Here is a 16,078-nt window from a genome sequence, read left to right as displayed (position 1 = left end):
CCCACCACCACCCCACCCTTACGTATGGAACTGGTAGCTACCGAAAACCAAACCATGATTGCCCAGATGGTGCGCGACTTTGGCGCCCAGCACATCAAGCCCCGCATGATGGAGTGGGATGAGTCGCAGGAGTTTCCAAAAGAAGTATTTCATAAACTCGGTGAATTGGGCTTGATGGGCGTACTCGTGCCCCAGGAGTACGGTGGGGCCGGATTCGGTTATGTGGAGTACGTGACGGCCATTGCTGAACTATCGAAGATTGACGGTAGCATTGGTCTGAGCATGGCCGCGCACAACTCGCTTTGCACTGGCCACATTCTGCAGCATGCCTCCGAGGAGCAAAAGCATAAGTATTTGCCTAAGCTGGCTTCTGGCGAGTGGATTGGTGCTTGGGGCTTGACTGAGCCCAACACTGGTTCCGACGCCGGCAATATGCGCACCGTGGCCATTGAGGATGGCGACCATTACGTGCTCAACGGAGCCAAAAACTTTATTACCCACGGCAAAACCGGCAACGTAGCCGTGGTAATTGCCCGCACCGGCGAAGTGGGAGACTCCCGGGCCATGACAGCTTTTATTATCGAGCGTGGTACGCCCGGTTTTGCAGCGGGCCGCAAGGAGGACAAGCTCGGCATGCGGGCTTCGGAAACCACTGAGTTGATCTTCACGGATTGCCGGGTGCCTAAAGAAAACGTGATTGGCAAAGTGGGCGACGGCTTCGTGCAGGCACTGAAAGTGCTCGACGGCGGCCGCATCAGCATTGCCGCTCTGAGCCTGGGTATTGCCCAAGGAGCTTATGAGGCCGCACTGCAATACTCCAAGGAACGCCATCAGTTCAACCAGCCCATCAGCAACTTCCAAGGTATCAGCTTCAAATTGGCTGATATGGCCACCGAAATTGAAGCGGCTTCGCTGCTAACCTACCGGGCGGCTGATATGAAGGACCGTGGCCTGAACGTAAATCTGGAGTCGGCTATGGCTAAGCTTTATGCTTCTGAGGTGAGCGTGCGCGTGGCCAACGAAGGCGTGCAGATTTTCGGCGGCTACGGCTATACCAAGGACTACCCGGCCGAGAAGTACTACCGCGACGCTAAGCTTTGCACCATCGGCGAAGGCACTTCCGAGATTCAGAAGCTCGTTATCGCCCGGGCCATCCTCAAATAAAGCATAGATGTTGCAGATGAAACGGATACCGCAGATTCGTTTTGGATGCTGTGAACCAGATTTCTGCTGAATATTCAGAACGAATCTGCGGTATCCTTTTCATCTGTAAAATCTGTGATGTATCTTTGCGGCCCTTCATAGTTGATTTTTCAAGTTCACTGCTGATATGCTCATCGTCCAAATCAAAGAAAACGAGTCGGTTGACCGCGCGCTCAAGCGCTTCAAGAAGAAATTCGAGCGCACCGGCGTTCTGAAAGAACTGCGTCGTCGCACTTTTTTCCAGAAGCCCTCCATCACCAACCGCAAGCAGAAGCAGAAGGCCATCTACAAGCTTTCTACTTACGGTCCTGATGCAGACCCCAAATAAAGATTTGGTTGCAGCCTAGCTGCTGACTTAGTTGAGAAACCCGTCTGATTCGCGCTTTGAGCGAATCAGACGGGTTTCTTGCGTTTTGGCCGGTAGGTTTGTTTGCTTGGTTGAATTGCCTACATTGGCTGTCCAGCCATTAGTTGCTGCTTAATTATGGAGTTGTTTTTTGATTATCTGCGCTTCGAGAAGCGGTACAGCCCGCATACGGTTGTGTCGTACCAAACGGACCTGCGGCAGTTCAGCGAATTCCTTGCGGCCACTTACGAGCTTCATAACCCAGCACAAGCCGACCACACCTTGATCCGCTCCTGGGTGGTGCAACTCATGCAGCAGCAACTCGACGCGCGTACCGTGAATCGTAAAATTGCCTGCCTGCGCTCCTACTACAGCTATTTGTTGCGTACCGGAGCGGTGGTCAAAAATCCGATGCTACGCATCACCTCGCCCAAAACAGCCAAGAAGCTGCCCGACTTTGTGCCCGAGGAGAGCCTTAACAACCTTCTGAACTCCTTCGAGTTTCCAGATACCTTCGCCGGGGCCCGCGACCAGTTGATTCTGGAACTACTGTATGGCACCGGTATGCGCCTTTCAGAGCTACTGGGCATTCGGCTGGCCGACTTGAGCTTGGCTGGCAGCACCGTGCGCGTAACGGGTAAGGGCAATAAGCAGCGTATTGTGCCGCTCAACCCCGGTTTGGTGCGGGTGTTGGAACAATATATAGCCCGGCAACGGCGCGAGTTCGACAGTAGCGGCAACGCCACGGGGCCACTTCTCGTTACAGACAAAGGCGAGCCGCTGTACGAAAAGTTGGTTTATCGCACCGTGAAGCATTATCTGAGTCAGATAACTACGGCTTCGGGCCAGCAGCATCCGCATGTGCTCCGCCACTCCTTTGCCACGCATCTGCTGGGCAAAGGAGCTGATTTGAATGCCATTAAAGAATTGCTTGGGCACGCCAACCTGGCCGCTACGCAGGTATACACCCACCTGAGTATCGACCGGTTGAAGTCCGTTTTCGAAAAGGCCCATCCCAAGGCCTGATTGCTTTATTGTTTACCCTTAACCCCCTAGTCGATGAAAGTACAGATCAACTCGGTGCATTTTGACGCCGGCCAGCCCCTGCTCGATTTCATCCAGCAACGCCTCAACAAGCTCGAAACCTTCTTCGACCGTATAACCGAGGGTGAGGTTATCCTCAAAGTGAATAACAAAGACGGCATTGCCAACAAAACGGTAGAATTCAAACTGATGGTGCCCGGCAATACTCTGTTCTGCGAAGAAGACGCGCCTACTTTTGAGGCGGCTACCGACGCCTGCTACGAGGCCATGCGCCGCCAGTTGGTAAAGCACAAAGAGAAGCTGGTGAATTACTAGGTTTTTAAGCTGCAAGCGTTCAGCTATAAGCGACAAGATTTTCGTTCACAGAAAAGCCCCGTCTGACTATTCAGACGGGGCTTTTCTGTAAGGTTACAAGGAGGTCAACTACTGCTTACCTACACGAAAGCTTGCTACTTGTAGCTGGAGGCTTGCAGTTCTTATAAAGAAAACTCCGCCTTAATCCGGTCCACGTAGTCGAGCTTCTCCCAGGTAAAGGTTTCGACGGTTTTGGTGCTGCCATCGGGCATGCTCACCTGCTTGGTGCCGGCGTCGCGGCCCATGTGGCCATAGGCGGCCGACTCAGCAAAGATGGGGTTCTGTAGGCCCAGGCGCTGTACAATGGAATAGGGGCGCAGGTCGAAAATGTTCTGCACTTTCCGGGCAATCTGGCCGTCGGTGAGCTTTTCGCCGTTGCCGTTGCTGGCCTGGGTGGTGCCGTAGGTGGTTACAAACACACCCACCGGCTCGGCTACGCCAATGGCGTAGGCTACCTGCACCAACACCTGGTCGGCCACGCCGGCCGCCACCAGGTTTTTGGCAATGTGGCGGGCTGCGTAAGCTGCCGAACGGTCGACTTTGCTCGAATCTTTGCCCGAGAAGGCACCACCGCCGTGGGCTCCTTTGCCGCCGTAGGTGTCCACAATAATCTTGCGGCCCGTCAGGCCCGAGTCGCCGTGGGGGCCACCGATGACGAACTTGCCCGTGGGGTTGATGTGGTAGGTGATACCGTCAGTAAACAGGGCCTGGGTGTTGGCGTCGAGTTGGGCCTTCACGCGGGGAATAAGGATGGTTTTGATATCCTGCTCGATGCGGCGCAACATGGTGGCCTCGTCGGCGTCGAACTCATCGTGCTGGGTGCTGACGACGATGGTTTCGATGGCTTCGGGCGTGTTGTCGTCGGCGTAGCGAATGGTGACCTGGCTTTTGGCATCGGGGCGCAGGTAAGTCATTTCGCGGCCTTCCTTGCGCAGTGCCGATAGCTCGCGCAGCAGCCGGTGCGACAGGTCGAGGCCCAGCGGCATGTAGTTAGCCGTTTCGTTGGTCGCGTAGCCGAACATCATGCCCTGGTCGCCGGCACCCTGCTCTTCGGCCGTAGCGCGTACCACGCCCTGGTTGATGTCGGGCGACTGCTCATGCAGGCGGTTCATCACCTCGCAGGTATCGGCATTGAACAGGTACTCGGGCTTATGGTAGCCGATGCGGCGGATAACCTCGCGGATAATAGGCTCGGCATCCACATGGGCAGTCGACTTTATTTCGCCGGCCACGAGGGCAAAATCAGTGGTTACGAGCGTTTCGCAGGCCACTTTGGCGGTGGGGTCCTGGCGCAGGTATTCGTCGAGGATAGCGTCGGAAATCTGGTCGGCTACTTTATCCGGGTGGCCTTCCGAAACGGACTCGGAAGTGAACAGGTAGGGCATCAGCTAAGAAGGGTAGAAGTACGCGAGAGGCCGGTAGCCCCTGCCCCGTACTGGCAAAGGGCCAGGCAGGGCCGCAAAGCTACAAGATTTCCGGCGGTTGGCTTACTCAGAAACATGCTGGGAGCAGTCTGCGTAGCGCCAACATAAACCGTAAGGCTGCATTTGCGTTTCAAGCCCTTAACAGTCCGTCCCTTTTTTGGTTTTCCCATCTCTCCGATGAAAAAGTACTTTACCCCACTGCTGCTTTTGCCGCTACTGCCCCTGTCTGAAGTGCAGGCCCAGCGCGCCCCTTCGCCCTACCGCACCCGCTTTGCCGTCGATGCGCCTGTTACGGCGGGCTTGGGGGCACTGAGCGGCGTGGGACTGCTGCTGATTTCTAAAAAGGACGGACTGAACAACTCGCAGCTGGCGGCCCTCAATAAGCAGGATGTACCGAAGTTTGACCGGTTTGCGGCCGGAAATTTCAGCACCAGCGCTCAAACAGCCAGCGACTTGATCGTGTATCCGTCGTTGCTGCTGGCACCCGGGCTATTGGCCCTCGACAGCGACGTGCGGGGCCGCTACGGGCAGGTATTGGGATTGTATCTGCAAACTATGCTGGCCTCCAACGCCACTTTCACGCTTACTGCCGGCAATGTGTACCGCTACCGTCCGTTCCTGTATGGCTCCGAAGGGGGCGGCAAGCGTAACAGTCATATCTCCACCAACTCGTTTTTTGCCGGCCATACAGCCAACACGGCGGCAGCTACGTTCTTCGCCGCCAAAGTATACCACGATTTCAACCCCGGCTCGGCAGCCCGCCCTTTTGTGTGGGGCACGGCGGCACTGCTGCCTGCGGCTACGGGCTACTTCCGACTCAAGGCCGGCAAGCACTTCCTCTCCGACAACATTTTGGGCTACACGGTAGGCGCGGCGGTGGGCATTTTGGTGCCACAACTGCACAAAACCACCAGCCGTACCGGCCTCTCAGTGTATCCGGTGCAGGGCGTTAACATAAACGGCTACGCTTACTCGGGGCTGGGTTTCATAAAGCAGCTGTAGCCCCGCAGCGGTTCGGCTGATTGATGAAGTGATAAAGCCAGAACCGGCGACAGGCTTAGCCTGCCGCCGGTTCTGGCTTTATAAAGTGTGCGTGCCGCCGACGCTACTGCCCACCGGCTCCGCTACCGGCGGCTGGGGCAGGCTTCAGGTTTGCCTCGAACAGCTTGAGGATGCGGCGGTACTCATCCGTCCACGACGAAGGCTCGGTGAAGCCGTGGTTTTCGACCGGGTACACGGCCAGCTCCCAGTTCTCCTTTTTCAACTCGATGAGGCGCTGGGTGAGGCGCACGATGTCCTGGAAGTGCACGTTGGTATCGACCATGCCGTGGCACATGAGCAGGTGGCCTTTGAGGCCGGCGGCGTAGTTGATGGGCGAGGAGCGGGCGTAGGCGATGGAGTCGTTGAAAGGCTCGTTGAGGATGTTGCCGGTGTAGCCGTGGTTGTAGTGGGCCCAGTCGGTAACCGAGCGCAGAGCCGCGCCGGCCTGGAATACCTCGGGCTGGGTGAACATAGCCATCAGCGTAATAAAACCGCCATAGGAGCCACCGTAGATGCCGATGCGCTGGGGGCTGACGCCGTATTTTTCGGCTAGCAGCTTGGCCCCGTCTACCTGGTCGGTGAGGTCCTTGCCGCCCATGTAGCGGTAGATGCCCGTGCGCACGTCGCGGCCGTAGCCGGCCGAGCCCCGGTAGTCGATGTCGAGCACCGTGTAGCCTTTATCCACCAGCAAATTGTGGAACATGTACTCGCGGGAGTAGCTGCTCCACCACTTGTGCGCGTTCTGGAGGTAGCCGGCACCATGCACGAAAATTACGGCCGGACCCTGCGCCTGCGGATTGGCGGGGCGGTAGAGACGGGCGTACACGCCGGCTCCGTCGCGGGCCTTGTACTCGATTACCTCGGGCTGGCGCCAAGCGTAGCTCTCGAACTCGGGCGTGGTGGAGTGGGTAAGGGCGCGCATGTTGGCCCCCGGCTTGTTGGGCATCGTGTACAGTTCCCAGGGTTTGTTGCTGGTGCTGTAGCGTAGGGCCCAGGTTTTCTCATCGGGCGAAAGCGAGGCTTCGTCGTAGCCGCCGGGCTGGGTGGTGAGCTGCACGAGCGCGCCGCCGCTTACCGGCATGCGGTAGAGGTGCTGCTCGCCGGGGTGGTTCTTGTTGGCCAGCAGGTACCACGTTTTGCCGTCGCGGCTGAGCTGGGTTTTCTGGATTTCAAATTTTCCGCTGGTCAGGGCTTTCTTCTGGCCGCTTGCCATGTCGTAGGTGTAGAGGTGCGAGTAGCCGGTGGCTTCGCTCTGGAACCAGAGCTGGTGCGAGCCGGGCAGCCAGCCCACGTTGCCTTCGCCGTAGCCAATGCCAGGTCCGTTAATCCAGGCGTCGTCGTGCTGGCGGTCAAGCAGCGTTATTTTTTGGGTGGCCGGGTCGAGGCCCACCAGCCAACGGTCCTTGTTATCGGCGCTCCGGATGACGAGGAAGGCGTGGCGGCCATCATCCGACCAGAACGGGCCGTAGGGAGCCACCCGCCGCAATTCGGCGGCCGACTTAGCGGTTTTGGCTGTTTTAGCCGCCTTCGCCGAATCGGCGGGCATGGGGGCTTTGGCTTTCAGCTGGTACTCCTTGCGGTAGGCGGGCTGCTCGTCGAGGCCCTGCAGCTCGGTGTAGCCCAGTACAAAGGTGGTGTCGCGGCCCACGTCGTAGAGACCCAGCTGCAACGCCGTTTGCGCCGCGCCTACTTTGGTGCGGGTATTAATGTCCTCGGTGAAGCCCGAAGCGGTTACGAAATCGGGTACCAGGGCCACCTTGGCAGTTGGCGGCTCCTGGGCCAACGTGTAGGTTACATAACGGCCGTCGGGCGAGAGGCGCAGGTTGCGCACCGTTTGGGTACCGAGCCAGATGGCCTTGGGCCGGAGCTTGGCCAGCGCCTTCTGCTGCCGTTGCCGGGCCTTGGCGTCCTGCTCCTTCTCGCGCAACACATCAAACAGTGCCAACTGCTGGGCCTTCAGGTACTGTTCGCTTTTGTCGGTGGAGGCGCCGGCAGGGCGGTTGCCCTTGCGGAAGTCGGTGCGCTGCACGGTTTCGCCGGTAGCGGGGTCCCAGGTGAACAGGTTGCCGCCGCGGCTGTAGCTGATGGCCTGGTCCTGCAGGGCGAAGTGCGGGTCAGTTTCCTGCTCGGCGGTGTTGGTTACGCGCCGGATGCGCTGGGTTTTGAGGTCGAGCAGGTAAATGTCGCCGGCCTTTTCGTAGAGCTTGCGCTGGTAGCGCCGGTCATACTCACCCTCGGCTGCCGGTAGTCCTACCTGCTCGCGCAGGCTCACCTTGCGAGCCGTGCCGCCACCCGGCGCAATGCGGTAGAGCGAATCGCGGCGGGCCTTCTCGGGGTTCCAGTTGAAATAGATGGATTTGCCGTCGTCGGCCCAGGAAACGTTGCTGGGCGAAGTGCCCAGCCACTGGGCCTGGTCGCGCATTATTTTTTCGACGGTGAGTGGGGCCAGCTGTTGGGCCTGGGCCGGGCCGGCCAGCAGCAGCGCCGCCAGGGGCAGCAGGTAACGGTGGGTCATGGGCAGGAATTTCGTTTCGGAAGATAAGGGACGCGGCCGGTACGCGGGGCGTTGCGCCGTAGAACAGCTGTAAAGCGAAGCTTCCGCTTCGCGGGGCGTTGAACGATGTCGTTTGGCAGTCAGCAACGATGCGCGAAGCTGGGGCTTCGCGCTACAAGCCGTTCAGCTCTGCCTGCAGGTTGCGCCGCGCCGCCACCCCGAACCGCTGCTCAAACGCGGTGGTGCGGTACAGAACCGGGGCGGCCAGCAGCTGCTCCAGCACCTTGCGGCGGCCCCGGCGGTACAGCACGGCAGGCACCAGGCGGTATTCCTGCCGAATCTGGCGGGCGTATTCGGCGTAATCGGCTGGCTCGGCACCGAGTACCCGCAGGTCGGCATCGAGGAAGAAATCCAGGTCGGGGGCCGGGGCGTGGGCGGCGGTGTGGCGGGCGGTGCACTCGATGAGATAGGCCACCCGCGCCTGCCGCTCAGCGCTGAGCCTGGAGTGCGCCAGAAACTGCCGGGCCAGTTCGGCGCTACGGGCCTCGTTCTCGGCCGACAGATAGTTGTACACCGCATCGTGAAACCAGACGGCCAGCTCCACTACCGGCCGGTCTTCCACCTGCCCGGCGTACTCCTCCACGGTGTTCAGTAGGGTTTGCACGTGGCGCAGGGTATGGTAGTGGCGGCCGGAGCCGGAGTAGGCGGCCACAAGTTGCGCGTACATCTGGGCGCTTCGGGCCGCGTCGGGCATTAGCGGACTTACCAGGGAGTTCCAGCGGGTTTGCATGAGGAAGTAGCATGTAGCGCGATGCTCCAGCTTCGCGCATCGTCGAACAGAATCGTAGCAACGTCAGCAACGACCCGCGAAGCTGGAGCTTCGCGTTACAGCCTAATTCCCGGTGGGCACGCCGTAGGGGTTGGCTTTCTTGATTTCCAGGAACCGCTCGGGAGTAGGCAAATCCTGAAAGCCGAAGCGGCGGTAGAGGCTGTGCGCGTCGAGGGTAGCCAGCATGAAGCGGCGCACGCCCTGCAAATCGGGGTGGGCCATGATGGTTTCCACGAGCTGCTTGCCCAGGCCCTGGCCCTGGTATTCGGGCAGCACGAATACGTCGCAGAGCCAGGCAAATGTGGCCCGGTCGGTAATTACCCGGGCGAAGGCTGCCTGACGGCCATCGGGGGCGTAGAGGCCGAAGTTCAGCGAGTTGGCAATGGCCCGCTCCAGGGTTTCGAGCGGCATACCCAGCCCCCAGTACGAGTGCTGGCTGAGATACTGGTGAATCAGGGGCACATCAAGGCGGGCGGGGTCGGGGCTGACAGTGAACATGGACGGCGGGAGTTGAAGAGCAGCGGCAAGAACGGCAGCTTACGGCAGACGCGAAAGTCGGGACCCGCGAGTCGGTCGTTTTTGCTACCTTATGCATCTTCTCTCCGACCACCCAACAGCCTCGCTATGAATCGTTTTTGCACCTCGTTATCGGCCCTGCTACTGGCCACCGCGCCTCTGGCGGCCCAAACGCCGCTGCCGGCCCTCACCACCTTCCCGGTCGGTGCCACCACCATTACTGTTTCGGCCCTGGCCACCGGCCTGACGGTGCCGTGGGAGCTGGTCTGGGGGCCCGATAATTTCATCTGGATGACCGAGCGCGGCGGCCGCATCAGCCGGGTAAACCCCGCCACCGGCACAGTTTCGCCGCTCATTACGCTTTCCGATGTGTCCACGTCGTCGGAGGGCGGGCTGCTGGGCATGGCGCTGCATCCCGATTTTGCCACGGCGCCTTTCGTGTACGTGGTGTACAATTACACTGAAAACGGGGTCTACCTCGAAAAGCTGGTGCGCCTGACGTACGCCAACGGCACACTAAGCGCCCCGCTGGTGCTGCTGGGCAACATTCCGGCCACCAGCACCCACAGCGGCTCGCGCCTGCTCATTCTGCCCGACCGCACGCTGCTCATGAGCACCGGCGACGCCCAGCAGCTACCCCAGGCCCAGAATTCGGCCTCGCTCAACGGCAAAATTCTGCGCCTCAACCTCGATGGCAGCGTGCCCGCCAACAACCCCATTTCCGGGAGCCTTACCTACACGCTGGGCCACCGCAACCCCCAGGGCCTGGCGCTGGGGCCCGGTAACCGCATTTACAGCTCGGAGCATGGGGCCAACAGCGACGACGAGCTGAACCTGATTGAGCCCGGCCGCAACTACGGCTGGCCCACCGTGGAAGGCTTTTGCGACCAAACCACCGAGCTGGCCTTCTGCACCCAGAACAACGTGCGCGAACCCCTCACGGCCTGGACGCCCACGCTGGCCGTGGCGGGCCTTGCGTACTACACGTCGCCCGCCATTCCGGGCTGGCAGAACCGTTTGCTGCTGGTTTCGCTCAAAGCTGCCCGCCTCACCGACCTGGTCCTTAACGCTACCGGCAACGCCATCACTACCCGCACCGACTACCTCACTGGCTTCGGCCGGCTGCGGGCCATCTGCGTGTCTCCGCAGGGGAAAGTGTACGTGGCCACCAGCAACCGCGACGGACGTGGCAACCCCGCCGCCACCGACGACCGGATACTGGTGCTCGAAAACCGCGACTTCGTGGTAACAACCACTACGGCTCCTGCAGCCGCCCGCCTGCGCCTCTGGCCCAACCCCGCCCGCCACACTTTCACGCTGGAGCGCCCCGCGCTGGCTACCGGCGCCATCAGCATCAGCGACGCGCTAGGCCGCCAAGTGCAAACCGCACGTTTTGCGGCCGGCCAAAGTCAGCTCACACTTTCGGTTGAGGGTCTGAAGCCGGGCGTGTATCTAGTGCAGAACGGCGGCCGTACGCAGCGGCTGGTAGTGGAATAAGGTAGTAGTATCTCGCCTCACTCCATCTCCTTTTTCGGAGAAGGTGGCTGTGGGGGAGACATAGCGCCAATGGGCGGGGCTGCCTCCAGGTGGTGCCGCTCGTTTTTGGCCACGTTGGCCAGCGTCCAGGTAATTTCCTGCGTGAAAGGGTGGCGGCGCACGGGGCAGTCGGCTACGTGGCAGTGCCAGCAGGCGGCAAAGGTGCAGGGGTCGGCGTGCACGAACATTTCGACGGGTACACCAAACTCCTGGGCCACCAGCGCCTCGATGCCGTGCACGTGCTCGTGGGTTTGCTCCAGGCTCAGGTAGTAGGGCATCGTTACGTGGCAGTCGATGTGCAGGCTGGCGCCGTAGCGCTGCACGCGCAGGTTGTGCACGTCGATCCAGGCCGGTTCGCGGTGCTCCTGCAACTCGGCCACCACCTGCTGCACAGTGGCCACATCGGCCTCGTCCATCAGCCCCGACACCGAGCGGCGCACCATCCGGAACCCGTTCACCACGATGAACACGCCCAGCCCCAGGGCCGCCAGCGCATCATACAGCACGTTATCGGTGAGCATGACCAGACCCAGCGCGGCGCACGAAACGAAGGTGCTCACGGCATCGAGGTAGAGGTGCTGGCCGTCGCCGACCAGGGCTGGCGAGTGGTGCTGGCGGCCGGCGCGCACCAGCAGCCAGCCGGTGCCCAGGTTTACGAAGGCGGTGGCCGCCAGCAGCGCCATGCCCCAGTCGGGCCGGGCCACGCTGTGGGGCTCCCAGAGGGCCAGTAGCGCCGCATAAAAAATGTAGCCGCCCGCCATCAGAATCAGCCCGCCCTCGAACCCTACCGACAGGTACTCGATTTTGCCGTGGCCGTAGGGGTGGTTTTCGTCTTTGGGCAGCCCGGCCAGGTAGATGCTGTAGAGCGCAAAAGCGCTGGCCACAATATTGATGATGGACTCCAGCGCGTCGGTGAGCACGACCTGCGAGTCGGTGAGGGCCCAGGCGTAGAACTTCACGCCCACCAGCACCACGCTCACAACCAGTGAGAGCAGGGCGTATCGGGTTTTGAGCGGCAGCTTCATGGCGGGCAAAGAAGGCGAAAATGAACGGATTCCGGACAAAGCTAGCATTTGGCCCGGCCCCATCCGACGCGAGCCGGGCCGCTAAAATTCCGCTTTTGCTAAAAGCACAAAACTTTTCCGGCACATCTGAGTAAACTAGATGCTTTAAAAATTAAATTTAGGGTAATCTAAAAATCAGGCGGCATCGTATCTTTGCTACGCATCTAGCCCGCTTACCTTCCGGCATCTATGTCTCAACCCATACCTGTTTCTTCTTCGACCACTACCTCATTCGACCAGAATGCCGGCTGGCGTTATCCCCGGCGCGCCAACTCGCTGTCGGAGGTGTACGCCTCCATTATGGTGCCGCCCGAAGGGGCTACATTCTGGCGTAAGCTGTGGGCCTTTACCGGGCCGGGCCTGATGGTAGCCGTGGGCTACATGGACCCCGGCAACTGGGCCACCGACCTGGAGGGCGGGGCCAAGTATGGCTACATGCTGCTGTCGGTGATTCTGATTTCCAACTTCTTCGCCATGCTGCTGCAGCACCTGGCCGTGAAGCTGGGCATCGTAACGGGCCGCGACCTGGCCCAGGCCTGCCGCGACCATTACTCCAAGCCCGTTTCGTTCGTGCTCTGGCTGCTGTGCGAAATTGCCATTGCCGCCTGCGACTTGGCCGAAGTTATCGGCTCGGCCATTGCCATCAACCTGCTCTTTGGCATCCCGCTCACCTGGGGCGTCGTGCTCACCATCCTCGATGTGCTGGTGGTGCTCTACTTCCAGAGCAAGGGCTTCCGCATCATCGAGAGCATCGTGGCCGGCTTGGTTTTCGTGATTTTCGGCTGCTTTATCTACGAGATTATAGCCTCCAACCCCGACTACTTTGCCATGGCCCAGGGCCTGATTCCGAAGCCGGAAATCGTAACTGACCCGAGCGCGCTGTACCTGGCCATTGGTATTCTGGGGGCCACCGTAATGCCCCACAACCTGTACCTGCACTCCAGCATTGTGCAAACTAGGGCCGTCGAGCCCACCGAGCCCGCCCGGCGCTCGGCCATCAAGTTTGCCACCATTGATAGCACGGCGGCGCTGTTTCTGGCCTTCTTCGTGAACGGGGCCATTCTGGTGGTGTCGGCTGCGGCATTCCACAGCAACAACCTGCGCGAGGTAGCCGACATCTACGACGCCCATAAGCTGCTGACGCCGGTGCTGGGCGCGGGAGCAGCCTCGGTGGTATTTGCCATTGCGCTGCTGGCTTCGGGCCAGAATTCGACCCTGACCGGCACGCTGGCCGGGCAAATCGTGATGGAAGGCTTCCTCGATATCAAGCTCAGGCCCTGGATGCGCCGCCTGATAACCCGCGCCATTGCGGTGGTGCCGGCCCTTATTGTTACGATTCTGTATGGCGAGAAGGGCACGAGCGACTTGCTGGTGCTAAGCCAGGTTATTCTGTCGATGCAGCTCAGCTTCGCCGTTATTCCGCTGGTGTTGTTCACGGGCAACAAGCTCAAAATGGGCGTGTTCGTAAACAAGCCGTGGCTGCAGGCTGTCTGCTGGACAGTGTCGGCCATCATCCTGAGCCTGAACGGCTACCTGCTGTTCCAGTTCTTCACGGGAGCCTAATACCGGCTTCGTTGAAACCGCTACAAACCAATGTAGCGGTTTTTAACTGACCTCTGATTTAGATAGATCTAAAAATTTAATTCGCCTTTGTTAAATGAAAATTCTATCTACCCTGATTCTTTGCTTGCTGACTTTACCAGTGCTGGCTCAAACCACCAGCCTGCGCGGCCGGGTGCTCGACCAACGGGGCCAGCCGGTGCCGTATGCCAACGTGGCTTTACTTGCCCTGCAGCAAGGTGCCGCCGCCGACGAAAGTGGCCGCTTTGCGCTGTCAGATCTGCCGGCCGGGCCACAGCAAATACAGGTGAGTGCAGTGGGCTATACCACGGCTACCCAAAATCTAATGCTCCCGCTGGCCCAGGCCCTGATAGTGCGGCTGCAGTCGACTGAGAGTACGCTGGGCGAAGTGGTGGTTACCGGTGTGAGCCGCAGCACCGAGATTCGTCGCTCACCGGTGCCCATTGCGGCCATAACGGGCCGCGAAATCCGCCTTAATGCCAACGGCAACGCCATTGACGCGGCCGTGCGCGGCGTGCCCGGCCTCTCAGCCGTAACCACCGGCCCCAACATCAGCAAGCCCTTTATCCGGGGGCTGGGCTACAACCGGGTGCTCACGATGTTCAACGGGCTGCGCCAGGAAGGCCAGCAGTGGGGCGACGAGCACGGCATTGAGGTAGACGGCTACGGCCTCGATAGGGTGGAAGTGGTGAAGGGCCCCGCCAGCCTGCTGTATGGCTCCGATGCCGTGGCCGGCGTAGTGAACCTGCTGCCCGCCCTGCCTATGGGCCCTGAGGGCGAGCTGCACGGTGAGGCGCTGGCCGAGTACCAGTCGGTGAACGGCTTGGTGGGCAAGTCGCTGGCCTTCGACTACCAGAAAAATGGCTTCCAGACCAGCCTGCGGGGCAGCCACCGCTGGGCCCGCGACTACAGCAACCCCGTGGATGACCGGGTATACAACACGGGTTTCCGCGAGCTGAACCTGACGGGCATGGTGGGCGTGCAGCGAGCGTGGGGCAACGTGCGCCTGTGGCTGACGACCTACGACAACCGGCAGGAAATACCCGACGGCAGCCGCGACTCACTGAGTCGCGCCTTTACTAAACAGCTATTTGATGGCAACCAGGACGACTTTAATAACCGGCCCATAGTGAGCAATTCGGAGCTGAAAAGCTACGGCATCAGCCCCCTGTATCAGCACATTCAGCACTACCGGGCCTTTGTTACGAGCGAGTTGAAAACCGGCCCCGGCGAGCTGCGCCTGCTGCTGGGCATGCAGCAGAACCACCGCCAGGAGTTCAACCACCCTACCGCCCCCACCCAGCCCGGCCTCGACCTGCGCCTGACCACGCTCAACTACCAGGCCCGCTACCTTTTCCAGGATTTCAGTGGCTATGAATTGACGGTGGGCGTGAACGGCATGGGCCAGGACAACCAGCACCTGAACGCCACCGATTTCGCCATTCCGCCCTACCGGCTGTTTGATATTGGGGGCTTCGGAGTGGTGAAAAAGGCCTTTGGCGCTCTGGAGCTGACCGGCGGCCTGCGCTACGATACCCGCGTGGTAGACTGGAACGACTTTTATACCGGCATCGACCCGGCTACCGGCTTTGGTACTAAGGCCGATGCCGGTACGCCCGGTGCCGACCGGCAGTTTTCGGCTTTCCATAAGGTGTACCGGGGGGTGTCGGCCAGTGTAGGCGGCTCGTACGCGGTGGGTCCCGGCCTGGTGCTGCGCGCCAACGTGGCCCGCGGTTACCGCGCCCCCAACATCCCCGAAATCGGCTCGAACGGTCTCGACCCCGGCGCCCACATCATCTACCTGGGCAACCCCGATTTCGAGCCCGAATTCAACTGGCAGCAGGATGTGGGCGTGCTCTGGAAGTCAGCGGGCTTCGAGGCCAGCGCCGAGGCGTTCTACAACCACGTCGAAAACTTCATCTACCAGGCCAAGCAGTTCGATGCCAACGGCCAGGCCCTGAGCGACCAGTTTGGCAACTCGACCTACAAGTTTGAGCAGGCGGCGGCCAACCTCTTCGGGGGCGAAGTAGCTTTCAATGTGCAGCCCGCCGCGCTGCCGGGGCTGAGCTGGCGTACCGGCGCGGCCCTGGTTATCGGCATCAACAAAAATGCAGCCCTGCAGGACCGGGAAGGCACCGCGGCCCGTTACCTGCCCCTGATTCCGGCCCCTACTGCCCAGAGTGAGCTACGCTTTGCCCTGCCCGACCAACCCGGCCGCCGCCTAGCCGGCAGCTATGTGCGTCTGTCGGTGGCCGGCACCGCCCGCCAAAACCGCTTCTACGCCGTAGATGGGGCCGAAACCGCCACGCCCGGCTACCTGCTCACGGGCCTGGGGGCTGGCACCACCCTGCGCACCGCCTCCGGCCGCGACGCTCTGCAACTAGTGCTGCAGGCCGATAACCTGTTCGACGTCGCGTATCAGTCCCACCTCAACCGCCTCAAGTACTTCGAGTATTACCGTACCGCACCCACCGGTCGTCTGGGCATCTACAGCCCCGGCCGCAACCTGAGCGTGAAAGTCGTGGTGCCGTTTTAGAAGCTGGCAACGGATACGGCACTTCAGGTCTGATTCGGACAGCGTAAGTAGGGCATTAGGGCGCCAGGCTCAGGGCGCGTAGCATAATGGCCTGGCTCCCTACGCTTCCT

At 60.6% G+C, this 16,078-nt stretch carries 13 protein-coding genes; 8 read left to right on the top strand and 5 right to left on the bottom strand.

What is annotated here, in order from left to right; translation table 11 throughout:
• Positions 1–24: 24 nt before the first annotated feature.
• From J7E24_RS00645 to hpf, 4 genes are all read left to right on the top strand, one after another.
• On the top strand, positions 25–1,164 hold the full coding sequence (locus J7E24_RS00645; protein WP_215134084.1) for an acyl-CoA dehydrogenase: 1,140 nt from the start codon (positions 25–27) through the stop codon (positions 1,162–1,164).
• 166 nt (positions 1,165–1,330) lie between these two features.
• On the top strand, positions 1,331–1,531 hold the full coding sequence (gene rpsU, locus J7E24_RS00640) for a 30S ribosomal protein S21 (protein ID WP_019946232.1): 201 nt from the start codon (positions 1,331–1,333) through the stop codon (positions 1,529–1,531).
• A 156-nt stretch (positions 1,532–1,687) separates the two neighbouring features.
• On the top strand, positions 1,688–2,575 hold the full coding sequence (locus tag J7E24_RS00635; protein WP_215134082.1) for a tyrosine-type recombinase/integrase: 888 nt from the start codon (positions 1,688–1,690) through the stop codon (positions 2,573–2,575).
• Between the two features lie 33 nt (positions 2,576–2,608).
• Positions 2,609–2,908 carry a ribosome hibernation-promoting factor, HPF/YfiA family gene (gene hpf, locus J7E24_RS00630; RefSeq protein ID WP_019946230.1) on the top strand — a complete coding sequence of 100 codons (300 nt, stop codon included), beginning with the start codon at positions 2,609–2,611 and terminating at the stop codon, positions 2,906–2,908.
• A 161-nt stretch (positions 2,909–3,069) separates the two neighbouring features.
• Here hpf and metK read toward each other — a convergent pair whose 3' ends face one another.
• A complete protein-coding gene (metK, locus tag J7E24_RS00625) occupies positions 3,070–4,332 on the bottom strand; it encodes a methionine adenosyltransferase (RefSeq protein ID WP_215134080.1) in 1,263 nt (420 codons plus the stop codon).
• A 216-nt stretch (positions 4,333–4,548) separates the two neighbouring features.
• Between metK and J7E24_RS00620 the strand changes: the two genes are divergently transcribed.
• Entirely contained in the window at positions 4,549–5,373 is an 825-nt protein-coding gene (locus tag J7E24_RS00620; protein WP_215134078.1) for a phosphatase PAP2 family protein, read from the top strand.
• A gap of 103 nt (positions 5,374–5,476) precedes the next feature.
• On the opposite strand, the gene J7E24_RS00615 is transcribed toward J7E24_RS00620, so the two are convergent.
• From J7E24_RS00615 to J7E24_RS00605, 3 genes are all read right to left on the bottom strand, one after another.
• A complete protein-coding gene (locus J7E24_RS00615) occupies positions 5,477–7,927 on the bottom strand; it encodes a S9 family peptidase (RefSeq protein WP_215134076.1) in 2,451 nt (816 codons plus the stop codon).
• A gap of 151 nt (positions 7,928–8,078) precedes the next feature.
• Positions 8,079–8,696 carry a hypothetical protein gene (locus J7E24_RS00610; RefSeq protein ID WP_215134074.1) on the bottom strand — a complete coding sequence of 206 codons (618 nt, stop codon included), beginning with the start codon at positions 8,694–8,696 and terminating at the stop codon, positions 8,079–8,081.
• Positions 8,697–8,798: 102 nt separating this feature from the next.
• The gene (locus tag J7E24_RS00605; RefSeq protein ID WP_215134071.1) at positions 8,799–9,233 is read right to left on the bottom strand and encodes a GNAT family N-acetyltransferase; all 435 of its coding nucleotides are present in this window, start codon (positions 9,231–9,233) and stop codon (positions 8,799–8,801) included.
• Between the two features lie 126 nt (positions 9,234–9,359).
• Between J7E24_RS00605 and J7E24_RS00600 the strand changes: the two genes are divergently transcribed.
• Complete coding sequence (locus J7E24_RS00600) at positions 9,360–10,748, top strand: PQQ-dependent sugar dehydrogenase (protein WP_215134070.1); 1,389 nt, start codon at positions 9,360–9,362, stop codon at positions 10,746–10,748.
• Between the two features lie 17 nt (positions 10,749–10,765).
• Here the strand turns inward: J7E24_RS00600 and J7E24_RS00595 are convergent, their stop codons facing one another.
• A complete protein-coding gene (locus tag J7E24_RS00595) occupies positions 10,766–11,812 on the bottom strand; it encodes a cation diffusion facilitator family transporter (RefSeq protein WP_215134068.1) in 1,047 nt (348 codons plus the stop codon).
• Between the two features lie 228 nt (positions 11,813–12,040).
• Here J7E24_RS00595 and J7E24_RS00590 point away from each other — a divergent pair, with 228 nt between their 5' ends.
• Complete coding sequence (locus J7E24_RS00590) at positions 12,041–13,414, top strand: Nramp family divalent metal transporter (protein WP_215134066.1); 1,374 nt, start codon at positions 12,041–12,043, stop codon at positions 13,412–13,414.
• A gap of 94 nt (positions 13,415–13,508) precedes the next feature.
• A complete protein-coding gene (locus tag J7E24_RS00585; protein ID WP_215134062.1) occupies positions 13,509–15,968 on the top strand; it encodes a TonB-dependent receptor in 2,460 nt (819 codons plus the stop codon).
• Positions 15,969–16,078: the final 110 nt, after the last annotated feature.

Source organism: Hymenobacter sp. ISL-91, assembly GCF_018613725.1.
GTDB lineage: Bacteria > Bacteroidota > Bacteroidia > Cytophagales > Hymenobacteraceae > Hymenobacter.
The sequence above is the reverse complement of the archived record's forward strand: the minus strand, read 5'-3'. Positions and strand labels throughout refer to the sequence as shown.

Bases quoted from the DNA above. Each gene is read 5' to 3' on its own strand.
- J7E24_RS00595 (WP_215134068.1), bottom strand. From the start codon at position 11,812: ATGAAGCTGCCGCTCAAAACCCGATACGCCCTGCTCTCACTGGTTGTG.
- J7E24_RS00635 (WP_215134082.1), top strand. From the start codon at position 1,688: ATGGAGTTGTTTTTTGATTATCTGCGCTTCGAGAAGCGGTACAGCCCG.
- J7E24_RS00620 (WP_215134078.1), top strand. From the start codon at position 4,549: ATGAAAAAGTACTTTACCCCACTGCTGCTTTTGCCGCTACTGCCCCTG.
- J7E24_RS00615 (WP_215134076.1), bottom strand. From the start codon at position 7,927: ATGACCCACCGTTACCTGCTGCCCCTGGCGGCGCTGCTGCTGGCCGGC.
- rpsU (WP_019946232.1), top strand. From the start codon at position 1,331: ATGCTCATCGTCCAAATCAAAGAAAACGAGTCGGTTGACCGCGCGCTC.
- J7E24_RS00610 (WP_215134074.1), bottom strand. From the start codon at position 8,696: ATGCAAACCCGCTGGAACTCCCTGGTAAGTCCGCTAATGCCCGACGCG.
- J7E24_RS00600 (WP_215134070.1), top strand. From the start codon at position 9,360: ATGAATCGTTTTTGCACCTCGTTATCGGCCCTGCTACTGGCCACCGCG.
- J7E24_RS00590 (WP_215134066.1), top strand. From the start codon at position 12,041: ATGTCTCAACCCATACCTGTTTCTTCTTCGACCACTACCTCATTCGAC.
- J7E24_RS00585 (WP_215134062.1), top strand. From the start codon at position 13,509: ATGAAAATTCTATCTACCCTGATTCTTTGCTTGCTGACTTTACCAGTG.
- J7E24_RS00605 (WP_215134071.1), bottom strand. From the start codon at position 9,233: ATGTTCACTGTCAGCCCCGACCCCGCCCGCCTTGATGTGCCCCTGATT.
- hpf (WP_019946230.1), top strand. From the start codon at position 2,609: ATGAAAGTACAGATCAACTCGGTGCATTTTGACGCCGGCCAGCCCCTG.
- metK (WP_215134080.1), bottom strand. From the start codon at position 4,332: ATGCCCTACCTGTTCACTTCCGAGTCCGTTTCGGAAGGCCACCCGGAT.
- J7E24_RS00645 (WP_215134084.1), top strand. From the start codon at position 25: ATGGAACTGGTAGCTACCGAAAACCAAACCATGATTGCCCAGATGGTG.